22 protein-coding genes are annotated in these 21,292 nt (G+C 66.9%); 11 read left to right on the top strand and 11 right to left on the bottom strand.

Features of this window, described 5'->3' with window-relative positions; genetic code table 11:
- Positions 1-48: 48 nt before the first annotated feature.
- From rpmH to rsmI, 3 genes are all read right to left on the bottom strand, one after another.
- Positions 49-183, bottom strand: a complete 135-nt coding sequence (rpmH, locus tag GSQ79_RS23190) for a 50S ribosomal protein L34 (RefSeq protein WP_158811145.1) — start codon at positions 181-183, stop codon at positions 49-51.
- A 177-nt stretch (positions 184-360) separates the two neighbouring features.
- Complete coding sequence (locus GSQ79_RS23185; RefSeq protein ID WP_158811144.1) at positions 361-738, bottom strand: YraN family protein; 378 nt, start codon at positions 736-738, stop codon at positions 361-363.
- The gene (rsmI, locus tag GSQ79_RS23180; RefSeq protein ID WP_158811143.1) at positions 719-1,645 is read right to left on the bottom strand and encodes a 16S rRNA (cytidine(1402)-2'-O)-methyltransferase; all 927 of its coding nucleotides are present in this window, start codon (positions 1,643-1,645) and stop codon (positions 719-721) included. Before rsmI ends, GSQ79_RS23185 begins: the two co-directional genes overlap by 20 nt.
- Positions 1,646-2,032: 387 nt before the next feature.
- On the opposite strand from rsmI, the gene GSQ79_RS23175 reads away from it, so the two are divergent.
- Positions 2,033-3,271 carry a penicillin-binding protein activator gene (locus GSQ79_RS23175; protein ID WP_158811142.1) on the top strand — a complete coding sequence of 413 codons (1,239 nt, stop codon included), beginning with the start codon at positions 2,033-2,035 and terminating at the stop codon, positions 3,269-3,271.
- 8 nt (positions 3,272-3,279) lie between these two features.
- Here GSQ79_RS23175 and GSQ79_RS23170 read toward each other — a convergent pair whose 3' ends face one another.
- On the bottom strand, positions 3,280-4,173 hold the full coding sequence (locus GSQ79_RS23170; protein WP_158811141.1) for a LysR substrate-binding domain-containing protein: 894 nt from the start codon (positions 4,171-4,173) through the stop codon (positions 3,280-3,282).
- A gap of 99 nt (positions 4,174-4,272) precedes the next feature.
- Between GSQ79_RS23170 and GSQ79_RS23165 the strand changes: the two genes are divergently transcribed.
- Positions 4,273-5,580 carry an SLC13 family permease gene (locus GSQ79_RS23165; RefSeq protein WP_158811140.1) on the top strand — a complete coding sequence of 436 codons (1,308 nt, stop codon included), beginning with the start codon at positions 4,273-4,275 and terminating at the stop codon, positions 5,578-5,580.
- 186 nt (positions 5,581-5,766) lie between these two features.
- A complete protein-coding gene (locus tag GSQ79_RS23160) occupies positions 5,767-6,960 on the top strand; it encodes an epoxide hydrolase family protein (protein ID WP_158811139.1) in 1,194 nt (397 codons plus the stop codon).
- Between the two features lie 11 nt (positions 6,961-6,971).
- On the opposite strand, the gene hemW is transcribed toward GSQ79_RS23160, so the two are convergent.
- Positions 6,972-8,141, bottom strand: coding sequence for a radical SAM family heme chaperone HemW (hemW, locus tag GSQ79_RS23155; protein WP_158811138.1), 1,170 nt, complete (start codon positions 8,139-8,141; stop codon positions 6,972-6,974).
- 160 nt (positions 8,142-8,301) lie between these two features.
- Between hemW and GSQ79_RS29130 the strand changes: the two genes are divergently transcribed.
- Positions 8,302-9,144, top strand: coding sequence for a hypothetical protein (locus tag GSQ79_RS29130; protein WP_210253189.1), 843 nt, complete (start codon positions 8,302-8,304; stop codon positions 9,142-9,144).
- 12 nt (positions 9,145-9,156) lie between these two features.
- Here the strand turns inward: GSQ79_RS29130 and GSQ79_RS23145 are convergent, their stop codons facing one another.
- Both GSQ79_RS23145 and GSQ79_RS23140 read right to left on the bottom strand, forming a co-directional pair.
- Positions 9,157-10,449 carry an MFS transporter gene (locus tag GSQ79_RS23145; RefSeq protein ID WP_158811137.1) on the bottom strand — a complete coding sequence of 431 codons (1,293 nt, stop codon included), beginning with the start codon at positions 10,447-10,449 and terminating at the stop codon, positions 9,157-9,159.
- A 25-nt stretch (positions 10,450-10,474) separates the two neighbouring features.
- Positions 10,475-11,908 carry a M20 family metallopeptidase gene (locus GSQ79_RS23140; protein ID WP_158811136.1) on the bottom strand — a complete coding sequence of 478 codons (1,434 nt, stop codon included), beginning with the start codon at positions 11,906-11,908 and terminating at the stop codon, positions 10,475-10,477.
- A gap of 171 nt (positions 11,909-12,079) precedes the next feature.
- On the opposite strand from GSQ79_RS23140, the gene leuB reads away from it, so the two are divergent.
- The 3 genes from leuB (at position 12,080) to uppP (ending at position 14,548) form a co-directional block, all read left to right on the top strand.
- Entirely contained in the window at positions 12,080-13,183 is a 1,104-nt protein-coding gene (leuB, locus tag GSQ79_RS23135; RefSeq protein ID WP_158811135.1) for a 3-isopropylmalate dehydrogenase, read from the top strand.
- A gap of 85 nt (positions 13,184-13,268) precedes the next feature.
- Positions 13,269-13,505, top strand: a complete 237-nt coding sequence (locus GSQ79_RS23130; RefSeq protein ID WP_210253188.1) for a hypothetical protein — start codon at positions 13,269-13,271, stop codon at positions 13,503-13,505.
- A 167-nt stretch (positions 13,506-13,672) separates the two neighbouring features.
- Positions 13,673-14,548: an undecaprenyl-diphosphatase UppP gene (uppP, locus tag GSQ79_RS23125; protein WP_158811134.1), complete on the top strand. Its 876-nt coding sequence runs from the start codon at positions 13,673-13,675 to the stop codon at positions 14,546-14,548.
- Between the two features lie 116 nt (positions 14,549-14,664).
- On the opposite strand, the gene GSQ79_RS23120 is transcribed toward uppP, so the two are convergent.
- Genes GSQ79_RS23120 through tsaD form a run of 3 tightly spaced genes read right to left on the bottom strand, consistent with a single transcriptional unit; the run spans position 14,665 to position 17,155 of the window.
- The gene (locus GSQ79_RS23120) at positions 14,665-15,078 is read right to left on the bottom strand and encodes an EVE domain-containing protein (protein WP_158811133.1); all 414 of its coding nucleotides are present in this window, start codon (positions 15,076-15,078) and stop codon (positions 14,665-14,667) included.
- 14 nt (positions 15,079-15,092) lie between these two features.
- Positions 15,093-16,094, bottom strand: a complete 1,002-nt coding sequence (locus GSQ79_RS23115) for an NAD(P)H-dependent glycerol-3-phosphate dehydrogenase (protein ID WP_158811132.1) — start codon at positions 16,092-16,094, stop codon at positions 15,093-15,095.
- A 2-nt stretch (positions 16,095-16,096) separates the two neighbouring features.
- A complete protein-coding gene (gene tsaD / locus GSQ79_RS23110) occupies positions 16,097-17,155 on the bottom strand; it encodes a tRNA (adenosine(37)-N6)-threonylcarbamoyltransferase complex transferase subunit TsaD (protein WP_158811131.1) in 1,059 nt (352 codons plus the stop codon).
- Between the two features lie 122 nt (positions 17,156-17,277).
- Between tsaD and hemC the strand changes: the two genes are divergently transcribed.
- Entirely contained in the window at positions 17,278-18,204 is a 927-nt protein-coding gene (hemC, locus tag GSQ79_RS23105) for a hydroxymethylbilane synthase (RefSeq protein WP_158811130.1), read from the top strand.
- Positions 18,205-18,389: 185 nt separating this feature from the next.
- Positions 18,390-19,076 carry a uroporphyrinogen-III synthase gene (locus GSQ79_RS23100; protein ID WP_158811129.1) on the top strand — a complete coding sequence of 229 codons (687 nt, stop codon included), beginning with the start codon at positions 18,390-18,392 and terminating at the stop codon, positions 19,074-19,076.
- A 1-nt stretch (position 19,077) separates the two neighbouring features.
- On the opposite strand, the gene GSQ79_RS23095 is transcribed toward GSQ79_RS23100, so the two are convergent.
- On the bottom strand, positions 19,078-19,497 hold the full coding sequence (locus GSQ79_RS23095; protein ID WP_158811128.1) for a cytochrome c family protein: 420 nt from the start codon (positions 19,495-19,497) through the stop codon (positions 19,078-19,080).
- A 128-nt stretch (positions 19,498-19,625) separates the two neighbouring features.
- Here GSQ79_RS23095 and GSQ79_RS23090 point away from each other — a divergent pair, with 128 nt between their 5' ends.
- Entirely contained in the window at positions 19,626-20,312 is a 687-nt protein-coding gene (locus GSQ79_RS23090; protein ID WP_158811127.1) for an HAD family phosphatase, read from the top strand.
- Between the two features lie 2 nt (positions 20,313-20,314).
- Positions 20,315-21,292: ATP-dependent DNA helicase RecQ (locus GSQ79_RS29820; RefSeq protein ID WP_246725523.1), on the top strand; the 978-nt coding region annotated here is incomplete at its 3' end.

The following is a 21,292-nucleotide window of genomic DNA, read 5'->3' as shown; positions in this document are numbered from 1 at the left end:
CTCTCTTGGAAGAGGCAGCCTTCGACCGGCCGCCGTCATGACGAAAGCTCAGGCCGACAGGCGCTTGCGGCCGCGCGCGCGACGGGCCGCGATGATGCGACGGCCACCGACGGTTTCCATGCGGGCGCGAAAGCCATGGCGGCGCTTGCGCACGATCTTGGAGGGCTGATAAGTCCGCTTCACGTCTCTTACTCCATCTCGGCCGACGCGGCATGCTTCGCCACAAATCTGGTCGAGGCCGATATCGCTATTGAAAAACGCAAGTCGGGCCGGGGCCTTGAGGGAAGGCGCGTCCGACACCGTCAGATTGCTGGGTCTTATAGGAGGAAGACGGGAGGGAAGTCAATTTGCTAGACGCGCCTAATCGATATCCAATTCGAACGCCGCCGGGATGTGCAGCGGCCAGCGCCACGGCGCGAGATATATCGCGTCGGCGCGCAGCGTCAGGCGGGTGGCGTAGGCCTGGTTGGCGAGAAAGGCGCGGGCGGCGCGCGCCATGCGTCGACGCTTGGCCGGTTCGATCGCGATGCGGGCGCTGTCGAGCGAGGACCGCAGCTTCACCTCCACGAAGGCCAGCGCGTCGCCCCGCCGCGCCACGATGTCGATCTCGCCGCCTTTGATCGTATAGCGGCGGGCGATGATGCGATAGCCTTTGCAGCGGAGATAGAGAATCGCCGCCCACTCGGCGCCGTGTCCGGCGCGGTGGGCGCGCTGGCGATCAGCGCGGGAGCGCCGCATGGCCTTCCGCCGCCAGCGCCACCGCCCGGGCATAGACTTTTCGGCGTGGCTGTCCGGTGTCGGCGGAAACCACCGACGCTGCGTCCTTGACCGACAACGTCGCCAGCGCCGTGCGGATCTTGGCGTCGAGCGCGTCGCCGTCGAGCGACGGGATGTCCTCGCCGGGCGGGCCAACCAGCAGCACGATCTCGCCGCGCGGCGCATCCTCGCTCGCGAATTCCGCGGCAAGGACGGGCAGCGTGCCGCGGCGCACCGTCTCGAACATTTTGGTCAGCTCGCGCGCCATCGCGGCGTCGCGATTGCCGAGCACCGCGGCAAGATCCTCGAGTGTCGCCGCCACGCGGCGCGGCGATTCGAAGAACACCAGAGTCCCGGGGATCGTCGCGAGTTCGGCGATGCGCTGGCGGCGCGCGCCGCTTTTGGGCGGCAAAAATCCCTCGAAGAAGAAGCGGTTGGTCGGCAGGCCGGCGACGACCAGCGCCGCCAGCACGGCGGAGGCGCCGGGCAGCGACTTGACGTCGATGCCGCGCTGCACCGCCTCGCCCACCAGCCGGAAGCCGGGGTCGGAAATCAGCGGCGTGCCGGCATCCGAGACGAGCGCCAGCGCTGCACCGGCTTCGAGCTTGGCGAGAAGCTGCGGCCGCACCTGATCGGCATTGTGCTCGTGATAGGGAAACAGCGGCGTGGTGATGCCGTAGTGCGCCAGCAGCGTTTTCGTCACCCGCGTGTCCTCGGCCAGCACCAGATCGGCGGCGGCGAGCGTCGCCAGGGCGCGGAAGGAAATATCACCGAGGTTGCCGATCGGCGTCGCCACGACGTGAAGGCCGGCGCTGATCGCTTCGGCCTCCGCCCGCAGGCCGAAGGCGGTGAAGGCGCTTGCCGCGGGCGATTTCTGGGGCTGCGACATGGGCGAGGGACGTTTCCTGTGGACTTGAGAGGGGTACCGCATCAGCTTTGGCGGCGGTCTGCAAGCGCCGAGAACGATCCGTTGCGAAGTCGTCTTTGAACGAGGCATCGGCTCAGGCCACGGAGGCCATGGAAGAAAAAACGCCTCCGACAATCAGGCGAAAGCGGTCGTTTCCTGTTGAACGGCAAGCGCAAATCGCAGGACGCCATTTTTTTGCTGCAGGAATTGGCTGTTGTAGGCGTATTGTTAAGCACGTGCGATCGACGCGACCATTCGCCTCCGACAGCGTTGGCCGATGAAACGACGCGAGGGAGTGCCGTAACCGCGGTGCGGAGCGACGGCTGATAGCGAGGCAATAGGCAGGTGCGGGCAATTCGATCTTCGGCGATGCGCCGGTCCCTGGTTTCCCCGGCCGTGCGCCTGGCGCTTCTCGCCGGTTCGACCTGTCTCCTCGCAGCCTGCGGCGGCGGCACCGTCAGCAATGTCGGCAAGCTGAGCAGCGACAGCGACGTCTCCGCCAATGCGCCGGTCGGCAAGGTCGATTCGCAGCCGCTTCCCGGCGCGGCGGCTGCCGGCGACACCATCGGCACGGGCGCCGTCAAAGTGGCTTTGATCCTGCCGCTGACCTCGGCCAACGGCCAGCCGAGCCTCGTCGGCCAGTCCATGCGCAACGCGGCCAATCTCGCCTTGTCCGAGTCCGGCAGCACCGATCTGACGATTCTTGTGAAGGACGACCATTCCGATCCCGACGGCGCCCGCAATGCGGCGCAGGCGGCGCTCGGCGACGGGGCCGAACTGTTCATCGGGCCGCTCTTCGCCCCAGACGTCCGCGAAGCGGGCAAAGTGGCGCGTGGCGCCGGCAAGCCGATGATCGCGTTTTCGACCGACACGTCGACCGCCTCGCGCGGGTCCTACCTGTTGTCCTTCCTGATCGAAAGCTATGTCGACCGCATCGTCGATTACGCCGCCGCCAAGGGCAAGAAATCCATCGCCGCGCTGATTCCCGACAACGACTACGGCCGCGTCGCCGATGCCGAATTCGAGCAGGAAGCCGCGAAGAAGCACATGCGTGTGCAATCGATCGAACATTATTCGCCGCAGACGCTGCAGGTCTCGGTCAAGAAGGTGGCGGCCCTGGGCGACCAGATCGATTCCCTGTTCATTCCGGAACAGGCCGACGCGATGCCCGCGATGTCGGAGGCGCTGCTCGCCGCCGGCCTCGACGGCAAGCGGGTGCAGATCATGGGCACCGGCCTATGGAACGACGCGCGGGTGCTGAACCTGCCGGCGCTGCAGGGCGCCTGGTTCGCCGCGCCGGAGAACGGCGGCTTCAATTCCTTCGCCGCTCGCTACCGCGCCAAATACAATGCCGATCCGACGCGGATCGCGACTTTGTCCTATGACGCCGTGTCGCTTGCGGCGGCGCTCGCCAAGATGCAGGGCAGCCAGCGCTTTTCCGAAACCGTGCTGCTCAACAAGTCCGGCTTCAACGGCGCCGACGGCGTGTTCCGCTTCCGCGGCGACGGCCTGAACGATCGCGGTCTGGCGGTGCTGCAGATCAACGGTGGCAGCGCCGCCCCGGTCAGCCCGGCGCCGCGGAACTTCAATGGCGGCTCGGCGACGTAAGCGCTCGGCTAGCACTCCGTCTGCTCGAGCGCCTCGAGAAGCCGCCCCGCAGACAGCGACAAGGCTGCGCGCGACCGCAGACAGATCCGCAGATCCCGGCGCGCCCAGATATCGGTGAGCGGCACCTGGACGATCGCCATCGTCTTCGCTGCCCGTCTGGCGGTCGTCTGCGGCACGATGCCGATGCCGACCGCGGCTTCGACCAGACGGCAGACGCCGTCGAATCCGCGCAGTTGTACCCGCAACGTCAGGCGGCGCCCTTCGCGGGCGGCCCGGGCGGCGAGAAAGCGGGTCAGCGCGCTGCCCCAGTCGAGGCCGACGATGTCCTGATCGAGCACGTCGGCGAAGGCGATCTCTGAACGCGTCGCGAGGGCATGGCCAGGCGCCACGACCAGCACGAAGCGATCCTCACGGAAAGCGCAGGTTTCCAGCGTGCCGGTGTCGACCGTCCCGGCGACGATGCCGAGGTCGGCCGCGCCTTCAGCCACGAGGCCGACGATCTCGTCGCTGACGCGTTCCTGCAAGTCGACCGTGGTCCCGGGATAGGCGGCGAGAAAACGCCCCAAGACCTCCGGTAAGAACTCGACGAGCGCGTTGGTGTTGGAGAGCATGCGGACGTGGCCGGCCGCGCCGCCGGCGTAGGAGCCGAGGTCCTCGTGCATCCGATCGGCCTGGCTGAGCAACGTACGCGCATGAACGAGCAGGGCATGCCCGGCCGCGGTCGCGGTCACGCCCTGGCGGCTTCGCGTGAAAAGCACGGCGCCGAGGCGGGTTTCCATGCCTTTGACGCGGGTGCTTGCGGCGGCGAGCGCAAGGTTGGCGCGCGCCGCGCCCGCCGTGATGCTGCCCGCCTCGGCGATGTGGCGAAACAGGTTAAGGTCGTCTAGTTCGAGATGCCGCATGGCGATCCTTCGGAAACGGCGAAGCCTAGCTCCCAAAGCGGCGAATTTCTGTGGCCTGGCTGCTCGTGCAAGCGTTCGCTGAAGCCGAAGGATAGATTGATGAGCGGGAGTGTGTCGAGCGGATTGCTGTTGCCCGCCGCCGTAACAGCCGCGACCATCCTGCTCTGGGCCACGGCGCTTCTGCCGGAATATCTCGTCGCGCTGCTGTTCTTCGCCGCGGCGATGGTACTGCGCTTGGCGTCAGCCGAGACCGTGTTCGCCGGCTTTGCGTCGCCCGCCTTCTGGCTCATCCTCAGCGGTTTCGTGCTCGGCATTGCCATCCGCAAGGTCGGACTAGCCGATCGCATCGCCAACCTCATCGCATCGCGGATGACGCGGTCGTGGCCGCAGGTGGTCGGCGGCGTGGTGCTGCTGACCTATGCGCTCGCCTTCGTGATGCCCTCCAACATGGGCCGCATCGCGTTGCTGATGCCGATCGTCATGGCGCTCGCCGATCGCGTCGGGCTGGCACCAGAGGATCGCGGGCGGATCGGCCTGGCCCTGGCCGTCGGCTTCGGCACCTTTCAACTCTCCGCCAGCATTCTGCCGTCCAACGTGCCGAACCTTGTCATGGCCGGCGCCGCGGAACGGGCCTTTGGCCTGCACCTCGCCTATCTGCCGTATCTTCTGCTGCATGCGCCGGTGCTCGGCCTCGCCAAGGGCGTGGCTCTGACGGCGTGTGTCGCCTGGCTGTTTCCGGCGTGTCCGTCAGTCGTCGCGCCATCGACCGCGCCGCCACCGTGGAGCGCCGACGAGCGCCGGCTCGGCTGTTTGCTTCTGGTCACCCTGGCGCTGTGGATGACCGACAGTTTTCACGGCATCGCGCCGGCCTGGGTGTCGTTGGCGGCCGCCTGCCTGTGTCTGCTGCCGCGGATCGGCTTCGTCACCGGCGACGAATTCGCCAGCGGCGTGAACATCCGCACCTGTCTCTACATCGCTGGCATTCTGGGGCTGGCGGCGGTAGTCACCCAGACCGGGCTGAGCGACGTGCTGGGGCACGCTCTTCTGGCGGTGACCCCGCTCGACCCGGCCCGGCCGGCGCAGGATTTTGCGGCGCTCATCGGCCTGACCTCGCTGATGAATTTCGCGCTAACGGCCAACGGCGTGCCTGCCCTGTTCACGCCGCTGGCGGGGCGCATGGCGGAAAGCTCCGGCTTGTCGTTGATGACCGTGCTGATGATCCAGGTGATCGGCTATGCCACGCCGTTCCTGCCGTACCAGGCCGCGCCGATCGTCGTGGCGATGGGCATGGGCGGCGTGTCCCCACGGGACGGCACCAAGCTGTGTCTCGTCCTGGCTGTCGTGACCATGCTGGTGTTGGCACCGCTGGATTACGTGTGGTTTCGGGTGTGGGGGTGGATTGGCTAACCGATGGCCGTTGAAGCAGGAATCTTGAGCAATAAGCTCTCGGTCTTTCTTCCGAACACATGAGATCAGAGTCACCGTAGGGCATGGGCGATCTCATTCAAAGGCGGTATTCGAATGCACGACAGCGTGATAGCGAACTGAAAAAGAAGGGGTTTCGCGGCGCAAGAGCTACGATAGGTTACCCGCATGCCTGAGATCTTCCCTTTTCCCATAAATGTTCCTGAGCGCGACCTGATCGACCTTCGGACGCGACTTGAACATACACGGCTTCCCGAGCCTCAGACGGTGTCCGACGCTACGCAGGGCATCGAACTGGACAGCCTTAAGGCCCTGCTGGAGGCCTGGAGACACCACGATTGGCGTGGATTGGAGGCACGGTGGAACGCGACTCCCCATTACCGCACCCGCCTCGACGGTCTCGACATCGCATTTTGGCACCTCCGCTCGCCCGAGCCCACCGCAATTCCTCTTGTTCTGACCCATGGTTGGCCGGGTTCTGTGCTCGAGTTCGAGAAGATCCTCGGACCGCTTACCGATCCGGTCGCGCATGGCGGTTCGGCGGAAGACGCGTTTCACGTCGTTGTCCCATCGCTTCCGGGGTACGGGTTCAGCGACCGGCCCCGCGAAAGTGGCTGGAACCCCGGCCGCACCGCGCGCGCCTGGGCCGAACTCATGTCCTTGCTGGGCTATGAGCGTTTTGGCGCGCATGGCGGTGACTGGGGCGCCTCCATCAGCATCGAGCTAGCCCGCCAAGTCCCCGATAGGGTCGCCGGACTACATCTGACGATGCCGTTCGCGTCGCCCCTGCCGGAAGACAGCACTTCAGCTGACGACGCGGAGAAGCGCATTGTCGAAAAGCGCGGCCAGTTCCTAACGGAAGGTTTAGGCTTCGTGATGATTCAGGCCACGCGCCCGCAGACGCTCGGTTACGCCTTGCTCGACTCTCCTGCCGGGCTCGCCGCGTGGCTCGGCGAGAAGCTCGTCGCCTTCTCGGACATGCGACCCGAGGCTGGCGGCGGAGTCAGCCTCGCGCAGCAACTGGACAATATCGCCCTGTATTGGTTTACAGGGACAGGCGCCTCGACAGCGCGCTGGTACTGGGAAGCCGTACGATCGCGAGCGCGGAATGCGGCGGAGGAAAATGCTCAGTTTGTGACTGTTCCCACTGCCTGCACCCTGTTTCCTGGCGAACCGTACCCGATCGCGCGGCGATGGGCCGAGCGACGCTTTCACAACCTTATCTCATGGAATGAGATGAAGATCGGTGGGCACTACCCCGGTTGGGAGCAGCCGGATCTTTTGATCGCCGAACTCAGAAACGCATTTCGCCATGCACGGCGCGGGACCGAGGACGATGGACCGGCGAGGGCTCGCGGCTAAGCCGTGCCCTGCTAGGCCGCCAGATCCGCCACAACGGCATCCAGCACCGGGAACCCCGCGGCGCTGACGCGCAGCCGGCCGAGTTGCGTCAGCTCGACCATGCCTTCTTCCATCAGCGACGACACGCGGCTGCGGTCGAGCATGCGGCCTGAGAGCGCCTCGAACTGCGTCGGCTCGATGCCTTCGGAAAGCCGAAGCCCCATCAGCAGGAACTCGTCGCCCTGTTCCTCGGTGGTCAGCAGTTCGTCTTCCACCAGGCCGTGGCCATCGGTCTCGACGATCGTCAGCCACATCTCCGGATGGCGCTCGGTCGAATGCGCGCGGCGGCCCTTCGGCGTGGTGATGCGGCCATGGGCGCCGGGGCCGACACCGACATATTCGCCGTAGCGCCAATAAATGAGATTGTGCCGGCTCTCCGCACCGACGGCGGCGTGGTTGGAGATCTCGTAGGCCGGCAGTCCGGCCTTGTTCATCGTGTCCTGCGTCACGTCCCAGAGGTCGCGGGCCTGGTCGCTGTTCGGCACGATGAGCTTGCCGGCGTTGCGCAGGCGCTCGAACATCGTGTCGGGCTCGATGGTGAGCTGGTAGAGGGACATGTGGTCCCGTGCGCGCTCGATGCCGGACTCGAGCTCGGCCTTCCAGGCGGCCACCGTCTGATTCGGCCGGGCGTACATCAGGTCGAAGGAGTAGCGCTCGAAGATCGAGCCGGCGATTTTTACCGCGGTCAGGGCTTCGGCGGCGGTGTGGAGGCGACCGAGCGCCTTCAGGTCGGCGTCGTTCATCGCCTGCACGCCGAGCGACACGCGGTTGACGCCTGCTGCCCTGTAGCCGGTGAAGCGGTTGGCTTCGACGCTGGTCGGATTGGCTTCGAGCGTCACCTCGACGTTCGGGTCGACGGTCCAGTTGGCGGCGATGGCGTCGAGAATCGCGGCGACGGTGCCGGGCTTCATCAGCGAGGGCGTACCGCCGCCGAAGAAGATCGAGGAGACGGTCCGGCCCTTGGTCAGCTTGGCGCGATGCGCCAGTTCGGTGCGGAAGGCGGCGACATAGCGCGCCTCGTCGACCGGCGCCGAGCGCACGTGGCTGTTGAAGTCGCAATAGGGACATTTCGACAGGCAGAACGGCCAGTGGACGTAGACCGCGAAGCCCGGGTTAGCTGCTTTGTAGAGTTGACTGGCCATTGTTGCCCTGTCGCATGCGTCGCTGCCCAAGTCACGCCATACCGGCGGTGCAGCGTCGACCATCCACGACGACGGTGCCACGCCGCCTCTTAAGAATGCGTTTACCACGTTTTCATTAGATGCGGCTTGGCCGTTACAGGCGCGCACCCGGAATGAATCGTTGAGTTATCTGCAACCGCCGCCCAACCCGTCGCCCGTCGTCGTGGTCAAGGACGTCGGCGGCTACGTCAACGAGTATGCCGCGCAGACGGAAATCTACCGGCAGACGAATCGCGAGGTGCGGCTGCACGAGTGCCGCTCCGCCTGCACGATGGCACTCAGCCTGCCGAACGTCTGCGTCTATCCCGATTCGATTCTCAAATTTCATCAGGCTTACGATCCGCGCAACCACGCCACGAACTACGGCGTCTCGGATCAGCTGTTCGGCACCTATCCGCCGGCGGTCCGCGCCCGGCTCGGCACGCTGACCCATGATTATCACGTGCTGCGCGGGTCGGAGCTGATCGGCCTCGGCATCCGCGATTGCAACACGCCGCAGGGCCCGCGCATCATGGTCGCTGCGGCGACCCTGAAGCCGCTGCCCGAGACGATGACCTCGGGCGGCCCCGGCCTGTCCTCGCTGACCGGCAAGCTGGAAGGCATGATGTCGGTGTTCAACACGCCCGCGCCCACCCTGCCACGGACGCAGGGCGCTCCGCCGCCGGAGAAGAAGCCGGTGCCGAGCGAACTGCTGCTGACGCAGATCCCGCTGCCGCCGACCCGGCCGGCCTCGATCGAGGTGGCGAAGGCCGAGCTGGTCACGCCGGACGCGTCCACCGTGGCTCCCGCGGACGACACGTTCGTGCCGTTTGGGACTGGGGGCATGCCAACGCCGCCCAAAAAGCCGGTGATGCTGGTCGCCTATACGCCGTCGCTGGCGCCGATCCCGTTCATGCGCAAGATCGACGGCGCCGCGGCGATCCTGCCGACGAAATTCGTGCCGTTCGAAAAGGCGAAGATCTGAGGCTTTGGGCCATTACGTCAGCCCGATCCGTCGCCAGATCATCAACAGTGACGCCAGGCTGATGAAGGCCACGCAGGTGAGATAGTAGGCCGGCGCCAAGCCACCAATGATTGTGCCGAGCGAGGCCATGATCACCGGCCCCATGCCGCCGAACAGCGTCACCCCGATATTGTAGCTCAGCCCCAGGCCCGTCGCGCGGCTGTAGGCCGGGAACAGATCCGCCATGCAGGCCGCCAGCGGCCCGTAGTAGAGCGCCTTCAGCGTCGCGAGCCAGAACACCGCGAGGACGATCGTCGTCGCCGTCGGCTTGTTGGTGAGGAACAGGAACGATGGGTAGATCGACAGGATCAGCATCAGCGTGACCACGACCATCATCCGGGTGCGCCCGACGAAATCCGACATCCATCCGGCCAAAGGCACGACGATGCTGAGCACCAGGCCGCCGGCGAAGGCCGCGGTGAAGCCGACGGTCGCCGGCATGTTGAGCGTCTTGACCACATAGGTCGGCATGTAGACCAGCAGGTAGTTTACCGCCGTCGAGATCGCGAGGACGCCGATGGCGAGGCCGACGCGCCCCTTCTGTTCCAAAAACACCGCCTGGGTCGGCGACTTGCCGGCGATGAGGGCGGGTGGCGCCGTGGCGTCCTCGATGCGGTTGCGGATGTAGAGGCCGACAGGCCCGATGAGGACGCCGAAAAGGAACGGCAGACGCCAGCCCCAGTCCTGGAGGTCCGCGGGCGTCATCAGCAGCCCAAGCCCCATGCCGAAGGAGGCCGCAACGAGGGTGCTGAACCCCTGGCTGGCGAACTGCCAGGTGGCGGTCAAGCCGCGCCGCTCCGGCGCATGTTCCACCAGAAACGCCGTCGAACTGCCGAATTCGCCGCCGGCGGAAAACCCCTGCAGCAGGCGGGCGATCAGAATGCCGGCGGGGGCGAAGAGGCCGATGGTGGCGTAGCCGGGCATGACGGCGATCGACAGCGTGCCGAGCGTCATCAGCACGATGGAGATCATCAGCGACGCCTTGCGCCCATGCTTGTCGGCATAGGCGCCGAGCACGATGCCGCCGATCGGTCGGCTGAGATAGGAGATGCCGAAGGTCCCGAGCGCCAGAAGCATCGACGTCGCCGGATCGCTCGCGGGGAAGAAGGCCTTGGAAATGTACAGCGCGAAATAGCCGTAGACGGTGATGTCGAACCATTCGAGCGCGTTGCCGATGGAGGTCGCGAAAATCATCGTTCCGATGTTTTTGCGCGCCACACTGCCGTGAAGGGCATCCGGGCCGGCCGCCTCTGTCACCGCTGTCATGACGGGCAATCCTTTGCGGTGCCCATCAGGCGAGCGTCACGGTTGCGATGCTGCGCGCGCGCTGCGCCAGGATCGCCGGACCTTGTTCGCCGAGGTCCCAGAACAGGCCGGCCATCATCGCCAAGCCTTCGCGGGCGACGGAGCCGAGCAGGTGCTCGTCCGGCGCATGCTGCGCGCAGGCGGGATAGGAGTGCGGGATCCACAGCGTCGGCAGGCCCAGGATGTCGGAAAAGGCGTCGTTGGGAAGCGAACCGCCGAAATTCGGCAGCAGCGCCGGTTTTTTGCCCGTGCTGGCGGCGAGCGACGTCATCGCCCAATCGACCCAGGGGTCTTCGAGATCGAGGCGGGTGGCGACGAAGGCCTCCATCCGGCTCGGGCGCACTGCGACCATCGGGAACCCGTGCGCGTCGAGATGCGTGCGCACGATCGGCACCAGGTTCTGCCAGTCGGTGCCGACGACGAAGCGCAGCTGCATCGTCGCCTTGGCGTTGCCGGGGACGGCGTTGATCGGGGTCTCGGGATCGCCGGTCTTGAAGGCCAGCACCTCGATGGTGTTCCAGGCGAACAGCCGCTCCTCCGGGCTGAGGCCGGGCTCGCCCCAGTCGGTATCGATGTCCGGGTCCGTTTCGCCACCGCCGACATGCACGTCGGCGAGCGCGGCCTTGACGGCGGGCGGGATCGGCGGCGGCAGCAGACCGTCCACGAGGATCCGGCCCTGAGCGTTGACGAGGCAGGCGATGGCGCTTGCCAGCACGGTGCCGGGATTGCGTAACAGCCCGCCCCAGTTGCCGGAGTGATAGGCGTTCGGCCTGATATCGACGTCGAGCTCGAAATTGAAGGCGCCGCGCGATCCCAGGAACAAGGTAGGGCGCTCGGCGGTGAGCCGCGGGCCGTCGGAGGCGATCAGCAGATCGGCCGCCAGCGCCTCGGCATGCGTGGCGCAGATCGCCCGCAGGCCTGGCGATCCCATCTCCTCGCCCATCTCGATGATCAGCTTGGCGTTGAAGCCGAGTTTTCCGTCTCGTGCGCCCAGGACCTGCTCGAGCGCCGCCAGATTGATGACGTGCTGGCCCTTGTTGTCCGCCGTGCCGCGGCCATACCAGCGATCGCCCTCGACGGTCACCGCCCAGGGGTCGAGACCCGCGCGCCACTGGCGGGCATCGCTGCGCACGGTGTCGCCGTGGCCGTAGATCAGGACCGTCGGCAGCGCGGGGTCTTCGAGCCGCTCTGCCAGGAGAAACGGCCCGTTCCTGCCGTCGGGATTGGGCAGGATGCGCGACGTGAACCCGAGACGTGCGATGTCGGCGCCGAGGCCATCGCGGAGATAGGCGTCCAGCGCGGCGTTCTGGTCCGGCGCCTGGCTCTCGGTGCGGCGCGCGACTTTATCCTGCAAGGCGGCGAGAAAAGCGCCATCGTCGAAGTAGGCAGTCGCTGCGGCGGCGGCGTCGGCTCGGCTCATCAGACTCGGTCTTTCGGTAGGGCCTCGGCGGCAGGCGAGCTTTCTTATCCACGAGGCGAGGCGAAACGCAAAGACGGCGCCGGATCAACGCCGCCAGCGGCATCCCGCGGCTAGCCAAATCCGGCCTCCCATGCTTCAAGGCGCGCCACTGCCAACTTTGGGGCCGCGACCATGACAAGCTACTCGCTCTTCCTTCTGCCCGGCGACGGGATCGGCCCCGAGGTCATGGTCGAGGTCGAGAAGGTCATCGGCGTGTTCGAAGCCGACGGCTCCGCGCGGTTCGATCTCGACCACGGCCTCGTCGGCGGCTCGGCCTACGACGCGCATGGCGTGCCGATCAGCGACGCCGACATGGCCAAGGCGCAGGCGGCCGACGCCGTGCTGCTCGCCGCGGTCGGCGGCCCGAAGTGGGACGGCGTGCCCTACGAGGTCCGTCCGGAGAACGGCCTGCTGCGGCTGCGCAAGGATATGCAGCTTTACGCCAACCTGCGTCCGGCGATCTGCTATCCCGCACTGGCCGACGCCTCGTCGCTGAAGCGCGAGCTGATCGACGGCCTCGACCTCGTCATCGTCCGCGAGCTGACCGGCGGCGTCTATTTCGGCGAGCCGAAACAGATCATCGACCTCGGCAACGGCCAGAAGCGCGGCATCGATACCCAGGTCTACGACACCTACGAGATCGAGCGGATCGGCCGGGTCGCCTTCGAACTCGCGCGGCAGCGCGACCATCGACTCGTCTCTTCGGAAAAGCGCAACGTCATGCTGTCCGGCGTGCTGTGGAACGAGGTTATCACCGCGCTGGGCAAGCGCGACTACCCCGACGTCGCGCTGGAACATCATCTCGCGGACTCCCTCGGCATGCAGCTGGTGCGCCGGCCAAAACAGTTTGACGTCATCGTCACCGACAACTTGTTCGGCGACATGCTGTCGGATGTCGCCGCCATGCTCACCGGCTCGATTGGCATGCTGCCCTCGGCCTCGCTCGGCGACGTCGATCCGCGAACCGGCCGCCGCAAGGCGCTTTACGAGCCGGTCCACGGCTCGGCGCCTGACATCGCGGGCCGCGGTCTCGCCAACCCGATCGCGATGATCGGCTCGCTCGCGATGGCCATGCGCTACACCTTCGATCGCGCCGATCTCGCCGACCGGATCGAGGCGGCGATCGCCGGCGTGCTGGCCAAGGGTCTGCGCACCGCCGACATCAAGGGCGATGCGGCGACGCATATTTCGACGAGCGAGATGGGCGATGCCATCGTCGCGGAGCTCACGGCTTAGAACGAAAGTAAAAGGCCTTTGCCTGAACCTTAGCAGTAAAATTGCGTTATCAGGGTCTGCGCATCACGCGCTCACGGGGTTTTCGATGAACAAGGTCCTGCTCACTCTCGCTCTCTGCGGCAGCATCGCCGGTGTCACGCTTGCCGCGCCGCTCGCGCAGGCCGCGCCGGGCGGCTGCTTGAAGTATGGCGCAGCGGGCGCCGTTGCCGGTCATGTCGCCGGTCATCACGCCGTCAGGGGCGCGCTGCTTGGTTGCGCCGCGGGCATGTATCAGCGCCACCGCTACAACAAGGAGCAGCGCGCGCTGCATAACGGAACGTAAACTGTCTCGTCCGACAGTGGGAAGCGCCGGCCTCAGGGCCGGCGTTTTCATTTGAGCGCGAGGTCGCTGTCCACAGGCCGACGCGGCCTGCGTTGATCTGCGACGACGAACCTGGAAAAACGGTACGATCTGCCGATTCGTCGGCCTGCCTGGGGTTGAGCAAAACGATGGCGAATGCCTGCACCGCCGGTCTGGATACGGGCTTCGTCAGCCTCGGCTACGCGAAGGTTGCGTTCCTCGGCGTGGTCCAGGGCATCACCGAGCTGCTGCCGATCTCGTCGACCGCGCATATGCGCATCGTGCCGGCGTTGCTCGGTTGGCAGGATCCGGGTTCGGCGTTTTCCGCCGCGATGCAGCTCGCCGCGCTCGCCGCCGTCGTCAGTTATTTCTGGGCCGATGTCCGCGGCCTGAGCATCGGCACGCTCGCCGCGATCAGGCGCCGCGACTTCGCCGACTGGAACTTTCGCTTCGCGCTATGGATCATCCTGGCCACGATCCCGATCCTCATCGCCGGCGTGCTGCTGGCGCCGCTGCTCAACACCTGCAACTCGCCGCTGCGCACGCTGACCGTCATCGGCCTGTCCTGCGTGGTGATGGGCGCGCTGCTGGCCATGGCCGAATGGTACGGCAAGCCGGTCCGCACCATCGACCACGTGACGTTGAAGGATGCGATGATCGTCGGCACCGCGCAGATCGGCGCGCTGATCCCCGGCGTGTCGCGCTCCGGCTCGACGCTCACGGCGGCCTTGTTCCGCGACCTGCAGCGTGACGAGGCGGCGCGCTTCTCCTTTCTCCTCGGCATTCCCGCGATTGCCGCGGCCGGCCTCAAGGAAATCTGGGAGTTGCACAAGGCGCATCTCGACGCGACCGGCTGGTCGATCCTGTTCGTCGGGCTGGTGATCGCCTCGCTCTCGGCCTTCGCCGCGATCTGGGGCCTGATGCGTATTCTCGAGCGCTTTTCCGCCTGGCCGTTCGTGGTCTACCGGGTGGTGCTGGGGGTCGTGCTGCTGCTGAGCGTGGCGCTGGGCTGGCTGCCGAACTGACCGCCATCATGCCGGGACGCGCGCAGCGCGGACCCGGAACCGGTGTTTTCCGACCCATCACCGAAGCGCACGGGTTCCAGGTCTCTGCATGCGGCGGAATCCCGGAATGACGGCGGTTACAATCCGCCGATCGCGCAGACCAGCGCCCATTCCTCGTCCGTCACCGGCTGCACCGACAGCCGCGAGTTCGCCACCAGCATCATCTTGGCGAAGCGCGGATCGGCTTTCACCGTCGCCAGGCCGACCGGCGTCTTGAGCGGTTTGACCGCACGAAAATCGCACATGCCGAACTTGCCGCTCTCGTCGCTCGGATCGGGATAGTACAGCTTCGAGACCTCGACGATGCCGACGATCTCCTTGCCCTCGTTGGAATGGTAGAAGAACGCCTGCTCGCCGAGCGTCATCGCCATGAGATTCTGCTTGGCGACGTGGTTGCGCACGCCGTTCCAATGCGTGCCGGCCTTCCCCGCCTTGACCTGGTCGTCCCACGACCATTTGTGCGGTTCGCTCTTGATCAGCCAGTGCGCCACGTCGTGGTCTCTCCTCAAAGTTTGGCTTCGGCCTTGGCCGGGCGGGCCAGCAGCGCGGTTATGACGGTTTCGACGCTTGATCGCTCGCTCAACACCGCGTCGACCGCTTGCGCGATCGGCATGTCGACGCCTTTGCGCGCAGCGAGATCGACGAGGATCGGGCAGGTCTGCGCGCCCTCGACCGTTCCGGCCTGCGCCGTGGCGTCGGCCACGCTCATGCCCTGGCCGAGCGCGACGCCGAAAGAATAGTTGCGCGATTGCGTCGACGAACACGTCAGCACGAGGTCGCCCAATCCGGCGAGGCCCATCAAGGTGCCGGGGTCGGCGCCATAGGCCATGCCGAAACGCGTCATCTCGGCGAAGCCGCGGGCAATCAGCGCCGCGCCGGCGCTCTGGCCGAGGCCGCGACCCGCGGCGATGCCGCTGGCGATGGCCAGCACGTTCTTCACCGCGCCGCCGATCTCGACGCCGCGAATATCGGCGGAATGGTAGAGCCGGAACCACGGCGCGGCGAAGGCCGCAGCCAGCGCCTCGGCGCCATCCGCGTCCCGCGCAGCCAGCGTAACGGCCGTCGGCATGCCGCGCGCGACATCCTCGGCAAAGCTCGGTCCCGACAGGATCGCCGGCGGGTGGTTGGGCAGCACGGCGGCGATCACGTCGCTCATGAACAGGCCGGTCGATCGCTCGATGCCTTTGGCGCAGACCACCACCGGCACGTCTTCTGCGACGAAGGGGCGGGCCTGCTCCGCCATCCGCCGCAGCGATTGCGCCGGCACGGCCAGCAGGACGATATCAGCGCCTTCGAGGGTAGCGAGGTCACCGGTCGGCGTGATCGCCGCATGCAGCGGCACGCCGGGCAGGCGGCGGGCGTTGACGCCGGTCGCCGCCATCTCCGCGACATGACCGGGCTCGCGCGCCCACAGCGTCACGTCGGCGCCGGCGCGGGCGGCGAGATTGGCCAATGCCGTGCCCCAGGCGCCGCCGCCGAGCACCGCGATGCGGCGAGAATCCGCCACGCTCAAGCCTTGCCGTGGTGCGCCGCCTCGGCGTTGGCGTCGAGCGGCCAGCGCGGCCGCGCGGCAAACGTCATGTCGTCGACGAGGCCGAGCTGGAAGCGCTCGATGCCGGCCCAGGCGATCATCGCCCCGTTGTCGGTGCAGAGGATCGGCGGCGGCACGATGAGTTTTAAGCCGGCCTCGCCGCAGAACCGGGCCAGCGCCCGGCCGATCGCCTGATTCGCCGCCACGCCCCCGGCGGCGACGACTGTCTCGCAGGGGCCGATCCGCTCCTGGAACAGCCGCAACGCGAAGCGCAGCCGGTCGATGATGGTGTCGACCACCGCCGCCTGGAACGAGGCGCAAAGGTCGTTGATGTCGGTCGCCGTCAGCGGCGCGATTTTTTCCGACTCGAGGCGCACCGCGGTCTTCAGGCCGGAAAGCGAAAAGTCCGGCTTTGGCCGGCCCAACATCGGGCGGGGGAAGGCGAAGCGCTCGGGATTGCCGTCGATCGCGCGCTGCTCGATCAGCGGGCCGCCGGGGTAGGGCAGCCCCAGCATTTTCGCGATCTTGTCGAAGGCCTCGCCGACGGCGTCGTCGAGCGTCGCGCCGAGACGCACGTAATCGCCGACGCCTTTGACCGCCACCAATTGGGTATGCCCGCCGGAGACCAGCAGCAGAAGATAGGGAAAGGCGGCGTTGTCGGTCATGCGCGGCGTCAGCGCGTGCGCCTCGAGATGATTGATCGCGATGAACGGCTTGCGCAACGCCAGCGCGATCGCCTTGCCGGCGGTCAGGCCGACGATGACGCCGCCAATCAGCCCGGGGCCGGCCGCCGCCGCGACGGCATCTATGTCCCTGATCTTCATCCCGGCCTTGGCGATGGCGCGTTCGATCAGCCGATCCACGACCTCGACATGGGCGCGCGCGGCGATCTCCGGCACGACGCCGCCGTAGGCCGCGTGCTGCTTGATCTGGCTCATGATCTCGTTGGAGAGGATCTCGCCGCCGCCTTCCGGCTTCAGGCGAACGACGGCTGCGCCGGTCTCGTCGCAGGTCGTCTCGATCCCCAAAACACGCATCAATCACTCCACTCAGACCAGCCTGGACTTTCGACCATAGCAAAGTTTTTGGCGCATCGCGCTTCAAGCCTGTAGAAAGGCTGCGGTTTTCGTATCGTCAGGGTCAATTGAGAGTTCGCTGCATGTCGCTGACATCCCCGCTTCGTATCGGCACGCGCGGCAGCCCGCTGGCACTTGCGCAGGCCAACCAGACGCGCGACCGGCTGCTGGCGGCCCATGGGCTGTCCGACGAGGCGGTCGAGATCCACATCATCAAGACCAGCGGCGATGCCATTCTCGATCGCCCACTTAGCGAGGCCGGCGGCAAGGGCCTGTTCACGAAAGAACTCGACACCGCGCTGATGATGGGCGGCATCGATATCGCCGTGCATTCCGCTAAGGACCTGCCGACCTTTTTGCCGGATGCCATCACCATCGCCGGCTACCTGCCGCGCGAAGACGTGCGGGATGCGTGGATCTCGCCGGTCGCCGCCACGCCGCGCGACCTGCCGCAGGGGGCCAAGGTCGGCACGGCCTCGCTGCGGCGCGGCGCGATGCTGAAGCGTATCCGCCCCGATATCGAGATCACGTTGCTGCGTGGCAACGTGCAGACGCGTCTGCGCAAGCTGAGCGAAGGTGAATGCGCCGGCACGCTGCTAGCGCTCGCCGGCCTCAACCGCCTCGGCCTCGCCGATCGCGCGACGGCGCTGCTGCCTATCGACGAATTTCTGCCGGCGGCCGGGCAGGGCGCCATCGCCATCACCGCGCGTCTCGACGATGCCGGCGTTGCCGCCATGCTCGGCCCGATTCTCTGCGCGCCGACCGGCGTGTCGCTTGCCGCCGAACGCGCGTTTTTGACCGCACTCGACGGCTCCTGCCGAACGCCGATCGGTGCCCATGCCGTCGTGGACGGCGATCGCGTTCGTCTGCGCGGCCTCGTGCTGCGGCCGGACGGCTCGGAAGAGTTCGAGGAGACGATGGACGGCTCGGCCTGGGAAGCGGAAGTGCTGGGTCGGACGGCCGGCGAGGCGATCCGCGCCCGCCTGCCGGCCGGGTTTTTCGAGAGCTGAGGGATGGGTCCCCTCCTTCGCAAGCGCCGCGACCTGCCCCTCTCCCCCTTGTGGGGAGAGGTTGCGAGTGGGGGTTCGCGGTGTTCTTCCATGCCGAAGCAGAAGGAGAGAACGCCCATCCCTAGCCCTTCCCCACAAGGGGGAAGGGGACGGGCCCCGGTTCTTAAAAATCGCTGCGGGACCCCATGCGCCTGCTGCTAACCCGCGCCGCCGAGGATGCGGCGCGCACGCGGACGAAGCTGGAGGCGGCCGGACATACGGTGTTCGTCAGCCCGGTCCTCGTGTTCGAGCCCACAGGCGAGCCGTGGACGCACAATCAGCCGGAGGGCCTCGTGGCGACGAGCTCGCGGGCGTTCTCGGCGATAGCGGATGAAAGCCCCGATCTGTTACCGTTGCCGCTCTACCTGGTGGGTGCGCGCACCGAGGCCGCGGCGCGGCGGCATGGCTTTGCAGGGCCGGTGATTGTCGCCCCGGACGGAGCCGGGCTCGTCGCCATCCTCCAAGGTCAGCCGGCGATGCGCCTGCTGTATCTCGCCGGCGTGGATCGAAAGCCCGACATCGAGGCGGGCCTTGCCGCCACCCTGCACCGGCTGATGGTCATCGAGACCTACGAGGCGGTCGCCGTCGAGTCGCTGAAGCCCGAGGTGGTGGCGGCACTGCGCAACGGCGTGATTGACGGCGTGCTGCATTACTCCCGCCGCAGCGCCGAGATTTTTCTGATGCTCGCCGCCCGGGCCAGCGTCGATCAGACAAAGACACCGCATCTTTGCCTGTCGTCCGATGTGGCTGCGCCGCTTCGCGAAGCCGGATGCCTCGAAGTGCATGTGGCCCCGACGCCCGACGAGGCGGGCATGCGATCGCTCACCGCGTAAGCTATCGGGTTGCGCCGTGCGCGTCGAACCCGCTGACGTAGGCGAAGAGCGCTTCCCGATCGGCCTGCAGCTTCAGCCCGGCATAGGCCATGGACGTGCCGTGCATCGCGCCCTGCGGATTGGCGATGAAGGCGTCGAAGGTCTTCGACGACCAGATCACGCCGCACCTCTGATTCGCGTCGGAGTAGCTGAAGCCCGGTTCGTCGGCCGCGGGCATGCCGATGATGCCGTTGAGCGACGGGCCGTTGCCGAGACTCATCGCCCCAGGCCCTATCTGATGGCAGCTCGCGCAGTCCCGGTCGAACAGCAGCTTGCCTTGCGCCCGCTCGCTCGGCGCTGCGGCTGCAGGGCCTGCCGCAGCGATGCCCAGGAGAACCAGCACAGCGACCTTCAAGCGCCGGAGAGCAAAGGCTGTGCGCATGACGCCTCCTGTTGTTCCATGCCGCTATCGGAGCGGCTATGATCGACTGCTGCGGTTATGCGCGAGACTGCGCCTCGCCCGTGTGACAGACAATCCCCCATGCCCTTCCCGTTGGATCCGAATCGCCGATGCTGCTGATATTCGACTGCGACGGGACGCTCGTCGATTCCGAGCTGATCGCTCTGGAAGTGCTCTCCGAGATGATGGGCGAGCAGGGCGTCCCGATGGACGTTCCAAGCTGCATGCATGCCTTCATGGGCAAGCATAATGCCGACATCGTGAGCGAGATCGAACGCCTGATCGGTCGCGCCCTGCCCGATGGCGAGGGCGCGCGGACGCGAGCGCGTATGCTGGCGCGGATCGAGGTCGAACTGCAGCCGATCCTTGGCGTCGCCGACGTCCTGCGCTCGATCGAGGGCCCGCGTTGTGTCGCATCATCCTCGGATCCGGCGCGCATCGCGCATTCCTTGAAGCTGACCGGGTTGGCCTCCTTCTTCGGCGACCACGTCTTCAGCGCCGCCCAGGTCGCCAACGGAAAGCCGGCGCCGGACCTGTTTCTCCTGGCCGCCGCGACGATGGGCTTTGCCCCGCAACACTGCATCGTGATCGAGGATTCGGTCGCTGGCGTCGAGGCCGGCGTGCGTGCGGGCATGGCGGTCATCGGCTTTGCCGGCGGGAGCCACGCCGGCACCGGCCACGGCGCGATGCTCGAGGCGGCCGGTGCCAACCTCGTCGCGAAGACGATGGCGGCGCTACCGGACGCCATTGCGGCCCTGCGCCGGGCCGCGACGCCCGCGCTCGAAGGAGCCTTCTAGGCATGGGCCTGCCGGCGCAAAAGCCAGACGTCTCGGATGCGATGCGCGATGCGCTGATCGTACTGGAGCGCGTGTTCGGCTTCGCCGCGCTGCGTCCCGGCCAGCCCGAAGTGGTGGAGGCGCTGCTGGCCGGCGAGGATGTGCTGGCCGTCATGCCGACGGGCGCCGGCAAATCGCTGTGCTACCAGCTGCCGGCCGTCGTGCGCGGCAAGCTGACGGTGGTCGTCTCGCCGCTGATCGCCTTGATGCGCGATCAGGTGCGTCAGCTCACCGATCGCGGCATCGTCGCCGGCGCCCTGCACTCGGGCAACTCCAACGCCGACAATGCCATCGTCGAAGCGGCGCTCAAATCGCGGACGATGCGGCTGCTCTACGTTTCGCCGGAGCGGCTGCTCAAAACCTGGACGCTCGACCGGCTGCGCGAGGCCGGCGTCGACCGGCTCGCCATCGACGAGGCGCATTGCGTCTCGCAATGGGGCCATGACTTTCGGCCGGAATACATGGACCTGCGCTCGGCGGCCGCCTCGCTCGGCAATCCGCCGATCATCGCGGTCACCGCCAGCGCCGATCCCGGCACCCGCGACGAGATCGTGGCGAAACTCTTCAGCGCCGAGCCGCGGATCTTCGTGCGCTCCTTCGACCGGCCGAACCTGCATCTCGCCTTCGTGCGCAAGGACGATGCGACGCGACAGATCGTGAACTTCGTCCGCCGCCACAAGGGCGAGGCCGGCATCGTCTATTGCTCGTCGCGCAAGGGCGTCGAACGGCTGGCGGAAAAGCTGTCGACCGAGGGCGTCCACGCGCTGCCCTATCATGCCGGTCTCGATTCCAGCATCCGCAACGCCAACCAGGATGCGTTTCTGCACCGGCCGGGCGTCGTGGTGGTGGCGACGATCGCCTTCGGCATGGGAATCGACAAGCCGGACGTGCGCTACGTCTGCCATGCCGATCTGCCCGGCAGCATCGAGGGCTATTACCAG

It is taken from the genome of Beijerinckia sp. L45 (genome assembly GCF_009765775.1).
GTDB lineage: Bacteria > Pseudomonadota > Alphaproteobacteria > Rhizobiales > Beijerinckiaceae > RH-AL1.
Note: the sequence above shows the minus strand (reverse complement) of the source record. Positions and strands in the feature narration are given on the sequence as shown.